The organism is Citreimonas sp. (genome assembly GCF_042096055.1).
GTDB lineage: Bacteria > Pseudomonadota > Alphaproteobacteria > Rhodobacterales > Rhodobacteraceae > Citreimonas.
The window spans coordinates 1-13518 of the sequence record NZ_JBELMH010000081.1 but is presented as its reverse complement, the minus strand read 5'-3'; the positions used below and the strand labels follow the sequence as shown (position 1 = coordinate 13518).

At 66.9% G+C, this 13518-nt stretch carries 11 protein-coding genes and 3 pseudogenes; 8 read left to right on the top strand and 6 right to left on the bottom strand.

Annotation, left to right across the window (positions count from 1 at the left end):
* Positions 1-53: 53 nt before the first annotated feature.
* A pseudogene (locus ACFDTC_RS14955) lies at positions 54-290 on the bottom strand (IS481 family transposase); the annotation flags it as partial.
* Here ACFDTC_RS14955 and proX point away from each other — a divergent pair.
* Entirely contained in the window at positions 289-795 is a 507-nt protein-coding gene (proX, locus tag ACFDTC_RS14950; protein ID WP_375259685.1) for a glycine betaine/L-proline ABC transporter substrate-binding protein ProX, read from the top strand. The pseudogene ACFDTC_RS14955 and the gene proX sit on opposite strands and share 2 nt — an antisense overlap.
* A 57-nt stretch (positions 796-852) precedes the next feature.
* Here proX and ACFDTC_RS14945 read toward each other — a convergent pair whose 3' ends face one another.
* Genes ACFDTC_RS14945 through ACFDTC_RS14935 form a run of 3 tightly spaced genes read right to left on the bottom strand, consistent with a single transcriptional unit; the run spans position 853 to position 5203 of the window.
* Positions 853-2889: an NAD(P)-binding protein gene (locus ACFDTC_RS14945; protein ID WP_375259684.1), complete on the bottom strand. Its 2037-nt coding sequence runs from the start codon at positions 2887-2889 to the stop codon at positions 853-855.
* Positions 2890-2904: 15 nt separating this feature from the next.
* Entirely contained in the window at positions 2905-3969 is a 1065-nt protein-coding gene (locus ACFDTC_RS14940) for a 2Fe-2S iron-sulfur cluster-binding protein (protein ID WP_375259683.1), read from the bottom strand.
* 4 nt (positions 3970-3973) lie between these two features.
* The gene (locus ACFDTC_RS14935) at positions 3974-5203 is read right to left on the bottom strand and encodes an SRPBCC family protein (RefSeq protein WP_375259682.1); all 1230 of its coding nucleotides are present in this window, start codon (positions 5201-5203) and stop codon (positions 3974-3976) included.
* Positions 5204-5375: 172 nt separating this feature from the next.
* Between ACFDTC_RS14935 and ACFDTC_RS14930 the strand changes: the two genes are divergently transcribed.
* From ACFDTC_RS14930 to ACFDTC_RS14910, 5 genes and pseudogenes are all read left to right on the top strand, one after another.
* A complete protein-coding gene (locus ACFDTC_RS14930; RefSeq protein WP_375259681.1) occupies positions 5376-6245 on the top strand; it encodes a LysR substrate-binding domain-containing protein in 870 nt (289 codons plus the stop codon).
* A 151-nt stretch (positions 6246-6396) separates the two neighbouring features.
* Positions 6397-7365, top strand: a pseudogene (locus tag ACFDTC_RS14925) (agmatinase).
* A 62-nt stretch (positions 7366-7427) separates the two neighbouring features.
* Positions 7428-8162, top strand: coding sequence for an SDR family NAD(P)-dependent oxidoreductase (locus tag ACFDTC_RS14920; RefSeq protein ID WP_375259680.1), 735 nt, complete (start codon positions 7428-7430; stop codon positions 8160-8162).
* Positions 8159-9130 carry a DMT family transporter gene (locus ACFDTC_RS14915; RefSeq protein WP_375259686.1) on the top strand — a complete coding sequence of 324 codons (972 nt, stop codon included), beginning with the start codon at positions 8159-8161 and terminating at the stop codon, positions 9128-9130. Before ACFDTC_RS14920 ends, ACFDTC_RS14915 begins: the two co-directional genes overlap by 4 nt.
* Positions 9131-9169: 39 nt before the next feature.
* Complete coding sequence (locus ACFDTC_RS14910; RefSeq protein ID WP_375259679.1) at positions 9170-10132, top strand: 2-hydroxyacid dehydrogenase; 963 nt, start codon at positions 9170-9172, stop codon at positions 10130-10132.
* A 15-nt stretch (positions 10133-10147) separates the two neighbouring features.
* Here the strand turns inward: ACFDTC_RS14910 and ACFDTC_RS14905 are convergent, their stop codons facing one another.
* Positions 10148-11170 carry a GlxA family transcriptional regulator gene (locus ACFDTC_RS14905; protein WP_375259678.1) on the bottom strand — a complete coding sequence of 341 codons (1023 nt, stop codon included), beginning with the start codon at positions 11168-11170 and terminating at the stop codon, positions 10148-10150.
* Positions 11171-11191: 21 nt separating this feature from the next.
* Between ACFDTC_RS14905 and ACFDTC_RS14900 the strand changes: the two genes are divergently transcribed.
* Both ACFDTC_RS14900 and ACFDTC_RS14895 read left to right on the top strand, forming a co-directional pair.
* Positions 11192-11734: a cysteine hydrolase family protein gene (locus ACFDTC_RS14900; RefSeq protein ID WP_375259677.1), complete on the top strand. Its 543-nt coding sequence runs from the start codon at positions 11192-11194 to the stop codon at positions 11732-11734.
* Positions 11735-11751: 17 nt separating this feature from the next.
* Complete coding sequence (locus ACFDTC_RS14895) at positions 11752-12522, top strand: MBL fold metallo-hydrolase (protein WP_375259676.1); 771 nt, start codon at positions 11752-11754, stop codon at positions 12520-12522.
* Positions 12523-12633: 111 nt separating this feature from the next.
* Here the strand turns inward: ACFDTC_RS14895 and ACFDTC_RS14890 are convergent.
* Positions 12634-13440 (bottom strand): annotated as a pseudogene (locus ACFDTC_RS14890) (DDE-type integrase/transposase/recombinase); the annotation flags it as partial.
* Positions 13441-13518 lie beyond the last annotated feature (78 nt).

Here is a 13518-nt window from a genome sequence, read left to right as displayed (position 1 = left end):
CCGGGGGGGCAAAATTGGACGCCGATAGGGGGTCAGAATTCGATGCCGATTGACAGCAGGGTCCTGCGCAACGACACCGCCACAGCCTCTTGGGCTGGCGTGAGTGTGGTCTGGAGCCTGTGCGCGGTGTGGCTCCGATCATGGACACTATCTCGCTTCCGCCACTTCCAGACCGTCTGCTCGGAGATGCCGTAGCGTTCCGCCACCATCCATGCCGGCTCCGAGCTTGCCTGGATTGCTGCCCTGATCTTCGGCGTGGTCGTCGCCTGCTTGTGAAGAGAAATCAGCATGCTCGCGATCGAGCACCAGCTCGACGCATTCGAACTGCGCGATACCGTCACGCACAACCAAGGCTCCTATTCGGCGATCATCGCCGATACGATCACCCGTTACGAGAACGGTGAATCCGTCCTGTACTACACCTGGACGCCCTATTGGGTGTCGGGCGTCCTGGTCCCGGGTGAAGACGTGGTCTGGCGCGAAGTGCCGTTCTCGTCGCTTCCCGGAGAGCGGTCGGACGTCGACACCGCGCTGCCAGAAGGCACGAATTACGGCTTCCAGGCCAACAACCAGCGCATCATCGCGAACCGCGACTTCGCCGAGGCGAACCCCGCCGCCGCCACGCTGTTCGAGATCATGGAGCTTTCGGCCAACGACATCAGCGCACAAAACCTTCTGATGCGCGATGGCGAGGATTCCGAGGCCGATATCGAACGCCACGCGGATGCGTGGATCGCGGCGCACCAGGATCGCTGGAACGCCTGGCTGGACGAGGCGCGCGCCGCGGCCCAGTAATCCCGGTCAATCCTGACGAACAGCGAAACGCCGGCCCATGGCCGGCGTTTTTTGCGTTCAGAGTGTACGCGCCAGCCGCAGCGCGTCGTATATCGCGGCGTGCGTGTTGCGCGCCGCTACCGCGTCTCCGATCCTGAACAGTTGATAGCGTCCCTCGGCGTTGCGCGCGATCTCTTGCGGCTGCCCGGCGACCATTGCCTCGTAGTCGACCTCGCCTAGGTTGGACGAATCCGGGCGCAGGTCGAAATAGAGATCGTCCAGCGGGCGCGTCGCGTGGTTCACTACGATCTGGTCGACCCGCCGTTCGCGGGTCATGGCGCCGTAATCGCTGCCGAGCGTGGCAAGCAGGTGGTTGCCGTCGCGCCGCACAGCGTCGAGCCGCCAAATGGGCGTGAAGGTCACTTCGAGCGTCTGCAGGATGCGCAACGAGGGCGTCAGCGACATGGCCATCACCTCGGGCACGATGGTGCGGTCGCGCGTGACGATTTCGACCCGGGCGCCGGTGGCGGCGATTTTCTCGGCCGCTTGGAGCCCGGCGTAATCGCCGGCGTCGTCGTAGATCAGCACGGACTGGCCCGGCGCCACGTCGCCCGACAGGATGTCCCATGCCGACACCACGAGGTCGTCGCCTTCCGCCAGCACCTCGGTGTGGGGCAGGCCCCCCGTGGCGACGATCACGGCATCGGGGGGCTCGGCCAGCACGTCGGCCTCGTCGGCGAAGCTGTTGAAGCGGAAGGTCACGCCGTAGCGCTCGCATTCCGCGACCCGCCAGTCGATCAGCTGCATCATCTCGCGCCGTCGTTCGGTCTGCGCGGTCAGGCGCACTTGGCCGCCGGGGTCGTTCGCGGCCTCGTGCACGACAACCGCGTGGCCGCGCGCGGCGGCGACGCGCGCCGCCTCGAGCCCGGCGGGACCGGCGCCGATGACGACGACCTTGCGCGGCGCGGGAGCGCGCGCGATCTCGTGCGGCTGTTCCAGTTCGCGGCCCGTCGACGGGTTGTGCAGGCATAGCGCCATGCCGCCCTGATAGATCCGGTCGAGGCAGTAATTCGCGCCCACGCATGGGCGGATGCGCTCCTCTTCGCCGCGCAGGATCTTGGCCACGATGTGCGGGTCGGCCATGTGCGCGCGGGTCATGCCCACCATGTCGAGCTTGCCCGAGGCGATGGCGTGTCGCGCCGTGGCGACGTCCTGAATCTTGGCGGCGTGGAACGTTGGAAACTGCGTGGCCGCACGGATGTCGCCGGCGAAGTCGAGATGCGGGGCCGAGGCCATGCCCTGCACCGGGATCAAGTCGGTAAGCCCGGCATCTGTGTCGATATGGCCCTTCACGACGTTGAGGAAATCGACCAGCCCGCTGTCCTTCAGCCGGCGCGAGATCTCGATCCCGTCCTGCTTCGTCAGCCCGCCCGGCATATCCTCGTCGCCGGTATAGCGCACGCCCACGATGAAATCCGGTCCGCAGGCGTCGCGGATCGCCTGCAGCACTTCGAAGGTAAAGCGCAGCCGGTTGTCGAGGTTGCCGCCATACGGCCCGTCGAGCGCGTTGGTCAGCGGCGACCAGAACTGGTCCATCAGGTGGCCGTAGGCCTGGATCTCGATCCCGTCGAGCCCGGCCGCCTGCATCCGCTGCGCGGCCGAGGCGTAATCGGCGATGAGCCGGTCTATATCCCAGTCCTCGGCCAACTTGGGAAAGGCGCGGTGCGAAGGTTCGCGTTCGTGCCCGGCCGAGATGACGGGCAGCCAGTCGCCTTTGTCCCAGCGCGTGCGGCGGCCGAGATGGGTCAACTGGATCATCACTGCGCAGCCGTGATCGTGGCATTCGTTGGTGAGCTCGCGCATCCAGTCCACGACCTCGTCCTTCCAGGCGAGGATGTTGTTGAACACCGGCGGGCTGTCGCGGGACACGCTGGCCGAACCGGCGGTCATCGTCAGCGCAACCCCGGCGCGCGCCCGTTCCGCGTGGTAGGCTCGGTAGCGCGCCTTGGGCATGCCATCTTCGGGGTAGGCGGGTTCGTGCGCGGTGATCATCAGCCGGTTCTTCAGCGTCAGGTGCTTGAGCCGATAGGGCTGGAGAAGCGGGTCGTTCTTCATCGGTCTCTCCCTGTCTCAGACGTCGAGCGTGACACGCCCGATCGGGTTGGAACAGCAGGCCAGCACGTAGCCCGCGGCGATGTCCTCGTCGGTAATGCCGCCGTTGTGGACCATGTGGACCTGTCCGGCCGTCTTCCTGACCTTGCAGGTGCCGCAGACCCCGAAGGTGCAGCCCGAGGGGATGACGATGCCCGCATTGCGGGCTGCCGCAAGCAGGGTTTCGGTCTCGGCGCATTCGGTGGTGACGCCCGAGGCGGCAAACGCGATCTCGGCGCGCGCGGCATCGTCGAGCGTGACGCCCTCGGGCACGTCGCCCGTGTCTGGCAGCGGCGCGTGAAAGCTCTCCTGGTGGTAGCGCTCCATGTCGTAGCCGAGGCCCGACAGCGCCTCGCGCACCGCCTGCATGAAGGGCTCGGGCCCGCAGCAGAACACTTCGCGCTCGAGGTAGTCCGGCGCGGCGAGGCCCAGGATGAGCTGGTTGAGGAAGCCGCGATATCCCGTCCACGGATGGTACCGGTCGCTGTCTTCGACGACCCAGGCGAGCTCGATCCCGGTTATGCGCGAGGCCATGTGTTCCAGCCGTTCGCGGAAGATGATCTCGGACGGGCGGCGGGCGCAGTTGATGAAGGCGATGTCCGGATCGCGGCCCGCGTCGTACATGTGGGTCGCCATCGACATCATCGGCGTGATGCCCGATCCGGCCGAGATGAAGAGGTATTTCTCTGCCGCGACGTTCAGGTACGAGAACGCCCCGCCCGGTCCGGTGGCGCGAAGCCGCATGCCCGGGCGCAGATTGTCGAGCATCCAGCGCGTTCCGAGCGAGCCCTCCTGCGCCTTGACGGTGATCGTCAGGGAGCTCGGGCGCGAGGGGGAAGACGAGATGGTGTAGGTCCGGTGCAGCGGCCCGCCCGGCACCGGCAGCTCGAGCGTGATGAACTGGCCCGGCTTGTAGCAGAACAGCGCCCCCGACGGCGCCTGGAAGGTGAAGGTGACGACGTTCGGCGCCTCGGGCAGGGTCGACACGCATTCCAGCGGCTCGGCATCGGTCCAGAAGGCGAGGGTGGGGGCGTGCGCGGTCATGGGTCTACTCCGCCGCGACGGCGCGGGGGCCAAGCTGGCGCTGCATCGTCCGGACGTACCAGTCGACGAACTGTTCGACGCCTGATTCCTGCTCGCCGCTGTAAGGGCCGGGCCGGTAGGCCGGTGAGTTCACGCCGCCCTGGTTCATCTCGACGATCTGCCGGTCTTCGTCGTTGGTGGCGATCCAGACCTCGGTGAGCCGCTTGAGATCATAGTCCACGCCCTCAACCGCGTCGCGGTCGACCAGCCAGGTCGTCGTCACCTCGGTCTCCTGCGGGCCGATCGGGGTGACGCGGAAGGTCAGCGCGTGATCCGGGAGGAAGTGATTCCAGGTCGACGGGTAGTGGAACTTAAGCAGCGATCCCGCGTCGGGCTTGGCCACGCGGCCCAGCGGGCGCCGCACGGCCGGCTTGCCGTCCATCGTGTAGCTCAGCGCGCCCTCCTGCAGGGGCATTCGGGCAAGGCGGTACTGGCCGTCGCCCTCCATGCGGAACCGGGCTGGGGCGCCGGCGGCCTCGCAGGCGTCGAAATGCGCCTGAAGCCGGGGCGAGATGCCCCCGTCCGCTGACACGCCCGCGATCTCGGGGTCGAGCGGGAAGGACCGGCACAGCGACGGGTGCGTGCCGCCGCAGTGATAGCATTCGCGGTTGTTCTCCCACACGAGCTTCCAGTTCGCGTTTTCCACGATCGTGGTCGTATGCGCGACCTTGGCCCGGTGCAGGTCGTGCACCTCCAGATAGGGTCGCGCGAGCGCGGCGAAGGGATCGAAATCGGGCGCGTCCTCGGCCAGGCAGATGTAGATCAGGCCGCAGAGTTCGCGCAGATGGACCGGCCGCAGGCTGTATTGCGATAGGTCGAAATCCGGCCCCATGTCGCGTGCCCAGAGAAACCGGCCGTCAAGTTCGTAGGTCCACTGGTGATAGGGGCAGACGAGCTTGGCCACCTGGCCCTCGGTCGCCTGGCACAGGGTCGATCCGCGGTGCCGGCACGAATTGTGGAAAGCCCGGATCGCGCCATCCGCGCCCTTCACCACGATGACGTTGTAGGCGCCGATCCGCAGCCGCAGGTAGGATCCGGTCTTCGTCAGCTGGCAGGCGGGTGCCGCGAACAGCCAGTCGCAATAAAAGATGTGGTCGAGGTCCGCAGCAAAGACCGCAGGTTCGGTGTAGAACTGTCGCTCGAGCGAGAAACCGGTACTGCGGCGGGCAAGGAGGTCGGTCAACGGCTGCGTCATCGGTTGCGCTCCCGGTGCGATCAAGATGAATTGACCTGATGCTTGAATGACGCGTACGCTTTCTGACAACGGCAGAAATTTTCATCTTGGATGAGCTGGATTCACCTGTTCTGATTCCTACATCCGCTTGAACGAACGCGACGTCATGGCCCGACCGTATGACCTTCCCTCCATGACCGCGCTGGTCTGTTTCGAGGCCGCTGCCCGGAAACTGAGTTTCAAGCAGGCGGCGGCCGAGCTGAACGTGACTCCGGCGGCGGTCAGCCACCAGATCAGGGCGCTGGAATCGGAGCTGGGCCGCACGCTGTTCCGGCGCCAGCACCGGGGTGTCGACCTGACCGAGACGGGGGCCTATCTGTTCGTCGCGCTGCGACGCGGCTTCGAGGGGATTTCCGAGGCCGTTTCCGACGTGAAGGGCAACTCGGACAGCGACGACGTGGTGATCCATGCCACGACCGCGATGAGCGCCTTCTGGCTGACGCCGCAGATCGCCGATTTCTGGAAGAGCCACCCCGAGGTGGACGTGTCCCAGGTGGTCAGCGATTCCGGGGCGCCCGAAGCGCCCGTGGCCCTGAGCATCCATTACGGGCCCGTACCGGACGACGACGCGGAGCATCACTCTCTGTTTCGCGACCGGATCCTTGCCGCGGGCACGCCCGCCTTCGCGGCGCGCCATGCGATCGACGGCATTGAGGCGCTGCGCCGCGCGCCGCTCGTGCATGTCACCGCAGAGGCCCCGTCCTGGACCGGCTGGGCCGACTGGTTCGCGGCGCTGGGCCTGGGGCCGCCCGTCGGGCGGCGCATCGCGGTGAATAATTACATGATCGCGCTGCAGATCGCGCAGGACGGTGCCGGCGCGGTGCTGGGATGGGACGGTCTGATCGGATCGCATCTCGAGAGCGGTGCTCTCGTGGAACTGGTCCCGCAGCGCGTGCCGTCGCCGCACGGGTTCTACCTGAAGATTCATCCGCGCGCGTCCGACAAGGCGCGGCTTTTCTCCGCCTGGCTCGTTGCGGCGCAGGGTCGGACGCGCCAGCTTTAGGTGCGCCGGCGGCTTGGCGTCGCGATCCCGGGCGCGCGAAAGGAAACGGGCCACGGTCGCGTCCGGCCGGATACGGTAGACAGGGCGCGCCGGCAGGCCGACCAACGTGGTTTGGGCCGGCCGTAAAGACAGGCTTTCGAACGGAGCGATCATGAGTGATGCGTGTTTCCAACCGGTGTCGGGTTTTGATCTCCTGCGGTTCGCGGGTATTCCGACCTTTATGCGGCTGCCGCATGTGGCGCTCGAAGACACACGGCTGGCCGATGTGCAGATCGGCCTCGTCGGCTCGCCGTGGGACAGCGGCCCGACGAACCGGCCCGGTCCGCGCCACGGGCCGCGGCAGATGCGGGACATGTCGACGATGATCCGGGCCGAGCATGACGCGACCGACGTACGTCCGTTCGAGCGCGCGCTGCGCCGATCTTGGCGACGTGGCGCCCAATCCGGCCGATCTGCACGACAGCATGCGGCGGATCACCGATTTCTTCGCGCAGGTGAAGGCGGCGGGGATACGGCCGCTGACCGCTGGGGCGATCACCTGTGCTCGCTGCCCATCCTGCGGGCGCTGGCGGCGGACGGGCCGCTGGGGATGATCCAGTTCGACAGCCACACCGACCTGTTCCACAGCTATTTCGGCGGCACGTTGTACACCCACGGTACGCCGTTCCGGCGCGCGGTCGAGGAGGGGCTGCTCGACCCAAAGCGGATGGTCCAGATCGGCATCCGGGGAACGACCTACGACCGGGAAGACCGGGAGTTCGCCAAGAGCGAAGGCATCCGGATGATCGAGATCGAGGAATTCCACGCGCGGCCCCAAAGACGTGATGGCCGAGGCCCGCGAGATCGTCGGCGACCGGCCGACATATGTCACCTACGACATCGACTTCGTCGATCCCGCTTTCGCGCCCGGAACCGGCACGCCCGAGGTGGGCGGCCCGAAGTCGTTTGACGCGCTGCAGGTCGCACGGCTGCTAAAGGGCGTGCGCGTCGCTGGGGCCGACCTCGTCGAGGTCTCGCCGCCCTTCGACCCGAGCGGGGGACCGCTTATCTCGGCGTCTTGATCCTGTTCGAGATGCTCTGCGTGATGGCCGAAGACCTCCCACCGGTCGGCAATTCGTGAGACGGTTTACCGGCGCGGCTGCGCCGTTTGCGCCGGCGCGCTGATTGGCTTACGGAAAAACCATGACGCGTTTCGAAAACAAGGTCGCTCTCGTGACTGGCGGCCGGTCGGGCATCGGCCGAGCCATCGCGCGGCGCCTGGCGGATGAAGGCGCCCGGGTCATCACCGCGCAGCGCGGCGCGGACAGCGAGCGCGAGTCCATCGGGGCGGATTTCGGCGATCCCGAGGCGCCCGCCGCGGTGGTGGCCGAGGTGATCGCGCGGGCCGGTCGGCTCGACGTACTGGTCAACAATGTTGGCGTGATGCAGGAGTCGCTGGCCGAGCGAACCAGCCTCGAGGATTGGCAGCGGACGCTGGCCATCAACCTCACGGCGCCGTTCCTGACCATCCGCGCCGCGCTGTCACATCTGCGGAAGACGCAGGGCAGCATCGTGAACACCGGATCGCTCGAGGGGATCGGGTCGAACCCCGGCCATGCGGCCTATTCCGCCTCCAAGGCGGGCCTGCACGGACTGACGCGCGCTATCGCGGTTGACCACGGAGCCGAGGGTGTCCGCTGCAACGCGGTGGCGCCCGGCTGGATCGACACGGAGCTCAACGCCGGGATGGCGGATGCGATGCCGGACCCGCAGTCGTTCCGGCGCAACCTCGGCCGCATCCATCCTATCGGCCGGACAGGCACGCCGGAGGAGGTTGCCGCTCTCGTCGCCTTCCTGGCCTCCGACGAGGCCGGCTTCATCACCGGCGAGGTCTACAAGGTGGATGGCGGGCGGATGGCGCGCCTGAGCCTGCCCTGACGCCGCGCGACGCCTTTGGCGCGCGCCGCCACGCGCGCGGCGGTTCCGGCCAGGCCGTTATACCCAAGCGCCCCGCCGGCCCGCGCCGGCGCCTGGGCGGAGGGCCGCTTGCCATAGTTCTGGCGACCGGGCTCATGGCCTTCCAGGATGCCCTGATCAAGCTGATGAGCGACGGCCTGCCGCTCTGGCAGTTCTTTGCGCTGCGCTCACTGCTGATCCTTCCGGTCCTCGCGATCCCGGTCTGGCGGCGGGGCGGGATGCGCGCCGCGGTTCATCCCCGAACGCTGACCCGCTCGGGCCTGATCGTCGCGATGTACGTATTCTTCTACGGCGGGATGCCGGTGCTCGACCTGCCGGTCATCTCGGCGGTCTACTATACCGGACCTGTCTTCATCGTCATTTTGTCCAGCCTGCTGCTGCGCGAGCGGGTGACGCCTGGGCAGGCCGGCGCCGTCGCGGTCGCCTTCGCCGGCGTGGTGATCGTGCTGCGACCGGGCGGCGAGACGTTCTCGCCGGCGGCGCTGATCCCGCTGCTCTCGGCGCTGTGCTATGCCCTGGCGGCCGTGGCCACGCGCGGGCCGCTGGGCCGCGTCGACCCCTGGGCGCTGACTTTCTCGCTGAACGTGGTCTTCGTCGCGGCGGGCGGGATCGGCATGACCGTCACGGCCGCGATCGGGCGACCGGAGGCGTATCCGTTCCTGCTGTCGCCGTGGACCGCGCTCGAGGCCGGCGTGATGTCGCTTCTGGTCTTCCTGGCGGCGATCTCGGTAGCGATCCATCTGTTGCTGGCCCGTGCCTATCAGTTGGGGCCGATGCCGGTCGTGGCGGGGCTGGATTTCTCCTATCTCGTTTTCGCCGTGGTCTGGGCCGCTCTGCTGTTCGGGACCATTCCCGAGGGTGCCACGGTGGTCGGCACCGTGCTTGTCGCCGCCGGCGGCCTGTGGGGCATCTTGCGCCGGGGTCATTGAGCGGGGAGAAGCGGCGTCAACAGCAGGAGACCCAAGCCCATGACGAAACCCGAGATCCTTGTCTTGGGAACAACGATGCCCGCCCGGCTGGACGCTCTTGCAGACGCGTTCACGCTGCACCGTCTGGACGCGGCGCCCGACCCGGAGGCGCTTTTGGACGCGGTCGGCCCGCGCATCCGCGGCGTGGCCACCACCGGCGGCAAGGGCCTGTCGCGCGCGCTGCTCGCCCGGTTGCGGAAGCTCGAGATCGTCGCCTCGGCGGGGGTCGGGTACGACTCGATCGATGTGCAGGCCTGCAGCGAGCGCGGCGTGGTCGTGACCAACACGCTCGACGTGCTGACCGATGACGTGGCCGACCTGGCCATCGGGCTGGTGATCGCCGCGCGGCGCAACATGATCGGCGGGCATGCGCATGTGGCCACCGGCGCCTGGGGCCGCGAAGGATCGCTGCCGTTAAACACGAGCCTGCGGGGCCGGCGCCTCGGCATCCTCGGGCTGGGCCGGATCGGCCGCGTGGTCGCCGCGCGGGCCGAACCCTTCGGGCTGGAAATCGGGTATACGGCCCTTTCGAAGAGCGACGGACTCTCCTACACGTTCCGGACCACGCCGCGCGAATTGGCCGAATGGGCCGACATCCTTGTCGTCACGGTGCCGGGCGGGGCCGAAACGGCCGGTCTCGTGGATGCAGAGGTATTGCGTGCGCTGGGCCCGCAAGGCACGCTGGTGAACGTCGCGCGCGGCAGCGTCGTGGACGAGGCCGCGCTGATCGACGCGCTGGCGCAGGGCCGGATCGCGGGCGCCGCACTGGATGTGTTCGACAACGAGCCGAACCAGGACCCAGCGTTGACGCGCCTGCCCAACGTCGTGCTGCACCCGCACCACGCCAGCGGCACGGTCGAGAGCCGCGACGCGATGGCAGCGCTGGTCAACGACAATCTCCGCGCGCATTTCGACGGGCGCCCTGTCCCGACACCGGTGAATGCGCCGCGCAGCCCGGGTTAGTGCAACCTCGTCGCGCTACGCGTGGAACCGCCGCCGGTATTCGCCCGGGGTGAGGCCCACGATCCTGAGGAAGATCTTGCGGAAGGCGCCGGCATCCGAATAGCCGATCTCCCAGGCGATGCGCTCGACCGGCAGGCGGCCGAATTGCAGAAGCTCCTGCGCCTTCGAGACCCGAAGGCGCTGCGCGTATTCGGTGGTGGTCAGGCCGGTCGCCTTCTGGAACCGCCGCAGGAACGTTCGCTGCTCGAGCCCGGCCTCTTTCGCCAGCGTCGACAGGCGGGCGTCGCGCCCTTCGTTGGCCTGCAGGACATGCTGGGCCTTGAGAATGGCCGCGTCCCCGTGGGTCAGGCGGGGGACGAAGCCACTGTAATAGCGCTGTTCGCGCCCCGGCGGATCGACGAGCATCATCCGGGCGGTCTGTCCCATGACGACCGGCCCGAGAAACCGGTCGACAAGCTTGAGCCCGAGATCGGTCCAGGACATCAGCCCGCCCGCCGACAGGATGTCGCCGCCGTCGATGATCAGCCGGTCGGTGTCGAGCGTCACATCCGGAAACCGTTCGCGGAACGCCTCGGCGTAGATCCAGTGCGTGGTCGCCGAGCGTCCGGCCAGCAGCCCGGTTTCCGCCAGCAAGAAGGCCCCGCCGCAGACGGAGGCCATCGTCGCGCCCTCGGCATGGCGCTCGCGAAGCCAGCCCGCGAGCGGCGCTGCGGCTTCCGGTTTGATGGGCTCCTCGAGAGAGGGCGGAAGGATCAGGACCTGAAAGGCTTCGGGGGCTTTCCGTGCCCCGGGCGTGCCATGCTCGGTCGGATCGAGTTGCAGAACCTCGACCTGCGGCGCCCCGCGGTCCGCGCCCTCGGCGATCCGTCCCGCGATCGTGAAAAGGTCGGCCAGGCCCATCGCTGCCGAAAGCTGAGAGCCGGGATAGTGAAGGATGCCGAACCGGATCGTGGTCATTTGTCGATATCGCCCCGGATTCTGTCGATTGTGCCAATGGTGGACAATGTGGGCGCAGGCCAGATTGGGATCAAGAAACATGAACTCAAGAAAGGCTTACCCATGTCCAAGCGCGCCATCGTCGTGATCGACCTGCAAAACGAATACTGGCCCGGCGGCCAACTGCCGCTCGAAGGCATTGACGCCGCGGCCGCCAACGCCGCCCGCGTCATCGCTCACGGGCGGGAGGCCGGCGACCTCATCGTAAACGTCCGACACGAAATGCCCGGCGCCCCGGTCTTCGTGCCGGGCTCCGATGGTGTCGAGATTAACGCGGCGGTCACGCCTGTGGAGGGCGAGCCGATCGTTACCAAGAACTTCCCCAACGCGTTTCGGGACACAGGCCTCAAGGCGCTGCTCGACGGGAAGGGCATCGAAGAAGTCGTGGCGGTCGGCGCCATGAGCCACATGTGCGTCGACGCGACGGTCCGGGCCGCGAACGATCACGGCTACAAGACCGTCACCGTCCACGATGCCTGCGCCACGCGCGAGCTCGAATTTGAGGGCACGACTGTCCCCGCGGACAAGGTCCACGCCGCCCTGATGGCCGCGCTTACCTTCTTCTACGGCGAGGTCATCGCCACAAACGCCTTCCTCGCACGCTGAGCTAAGGAGACAAGTCGATGAAACTACACCAGATCCGCAACGCCACTCTGATCGTCACCTATGCCGGCAAGCGGTTCCTCGTCGATCCCTATCTCGGCGACAAAGATGCCTATCCCGGCTTCGAAGGCACCGTGAACAGCGAGATCCGCAATCCGCGGGTTGCGCTGAGCACGCCGATGGACACGATCCTGGACTTCGACGCGCTGATCCTGACGCACCTGCACCCCGACCACTTCGACGAGGCCGCGATCAAGCTGCTGCCACGCGACAAGCCGGTCTTCGTGCAGGACTATTCGGACGCCGAACTGATAAAGGCCCTTGGCTTCACCGACGTCCGCCCGCTGGGGATCGAAACCACCTTCGAGGGCGTCAACCTTTCGCGCGCGCGCGGTCAGCACGGGTCGGAGCAGGCCTATGTCTATGCCGCCGAATTGCTGGGCAATGTCATGGGCGTCGTCTTCCGCGCCGAAGGGGAAAAGACCCTGTATCTTGCCGGCGACACGATCTGGAACCCGATGGTCGCGACCAATCTCGAGATGTTCAAGCCTGACGTGATCGTGGTGGCTGCCGGCGACGCGCAGGTGCCGGGGCTTGGCTCGATCATCATGGGAACCGCCGACGTGAAGACCGTCCATGACGCGTCCCCGACCGCGCAGATCGTCGCTAATCACATGGAGACCGTAAACCATTGCGTGCTGAGCCGGGCCGAGCTCCAGGCCTTCGCCGAGGCCAAGAGCACGACAGACCGCCTTTCAATCCCGGCGGATAACGAGATTCTGGAGTTTTGAACATGATCGACGCGAACAAGGCCACCGTCCGCGACTACTACGACGCCATCAAAGATCGGCGTTTCGACGATCTTGCGCAGTATCACCATGCCGATTTTGTCTTCTATAACTGTCACATCCCGCGTGATTGTACGGTCTCTTTTTGAAGAGGTCCGGCTTTTGGCGCTGCCACTCCTTGAGGGCGTCGATGGGCGTTCGGCCCTTGAGCACTGATTGCGGGAGCTGGCCGTTGTAGAGCCGGACGTAGCGCAGGATGGTCTGTTCGAGGTCCTCGCCGCTGCGGAAGTGGTGGCTTTGCAGAACGTCCTCGATCCGTCCATTGAAGCGTTCGACCATGCCGTTGGTCTGAGGGTGCATGGGCGGGGCCAGACGGCGCTCGATGCCGAGCTCGGCGCAGAGCCGGTCGAAGTCGTGGTTGCCAGTAGCGGCACGCTTGCGCCGGCCGAACAGACGATCTGTGAACTCCTTGCCGTTGTCCGTAAGCACGCGGGTGACCCGCATCGGCGCAGCGCGCTCCAGGTCGCGGAGAAAGCGCCGCGCGTTGGCCGCCGTCTTCGCCGGATAGATGCGCACGAAGACCCAGCGGGTGGCTCGGTCGATTGCGACGAACAGATACCGGCGGCGGTTCTCGTCCGCCATCTGCGGCAGGTATTTCACGTCGACATGCACATAGCCCGGCTCATAGGCTTTGAACGGCTTATGCGCGGGCCGTGGCGCGGCAGGCTTCAGGTCTCGCAGGTTGCCCGCTCCATGCCGACGCAGGCAGCGGTCGAGCCCCGAGCGAGAGACGTTCGGGTTCAGAAACTCCCGCACCACGCAGAGAAGGTCGTCGAGCGGCAAAAGCAGGGTCCTGCGCAACGACACCGCCACAGCCTCTTGGGCTGGCGTGAGTGTGGTCTGGAGCCTGTGCGCGGTGTGGCGTAAGCGGCGGCTGCGGCCCGCGGCTATTCAGCTTGATGGCTTGAAGTTCCAGGGGAGGAGGTCGTCTATCGCCGC

What these genes read in the sequence shown, in the direction of transcription:
- ACFDTC_RS14935 (WP_375259682.1), bottom strand. Translation starts at nt 5,203, where the DNA reads ATGACGCAGCCGTTGACCGACCTCCTTGCCCGCCGCAGTACCGGTTTC.
- ACFDTC_RS14920 (WP_375259680.1), top strand. Translation starts at nt 7,428, where the DNA reads ATGACGCGTTTCGAAAACAAGGTCGCTCTCGTGACTGGCGGCCGGTCG.
- ACFDTC_RS14930 (WP_375259681.1), top strand. Translation starts at nt 5,376, where the DNA reads ATGACCGCGCTGGTCTGTTTCGAGGCCGCTGCCCGGAAACTGAGTTTC.
- ACFDTC_RS14910 (WP_375259679.1), top strand. Translation starts at nt 9,170, where the DNA reads ATGACGAAACCCGAGATCCTTGTCTTGGGAACAACGATGCCCGCCCGG.
- proX (WP_375259685.1), top strand. Translation starts at nt 289, where the DNA reads ATGCTCGCGATCGAGCACCAGCTCGACGCATTCGAACTGCGCGATACC.
- ACFDTC_RS14905 (WP_375259678.1), bottom strand. Translation starts at nt 11,170, where the DNA reads ATGTTTCTTGATCCCAATCTGGCCTGCGCCCACATTGTCCACCATTGG.
- ACFDTC_RS14900 (WP_375259677.1), top strand. Translation starts at nt 11,192, where the DNA reads ATGTCCAAGCGCGCCATCGTCGTGATCGACCTGCAAAACGAATACTGG.
- ACFDTC_RS14895 (WP_375259676.1), top strand. Translation starts at nt 11,752, where the DNA reads ATGAAACTACACCAGATCCGCAACGCCACTCTGATCGTCACCTATGCC.
- ACFDTC_RS14945 (WP_375259684.1), bottom strand. Translation starts at nt 2,889, where the DNA reads ATGAAGAACGACCCGCTTCTCCAGCCCTATCGGCTCAAGCACCTGACG.
- ACFDTC_RS14940 (WP_375259683.1), bottom strand. Translation starts at nt 3,969, where the DNA reads ATGACCGCGCACGCCCCCACCCTCGCCTTCTGGACCGATGCCGAGCCG.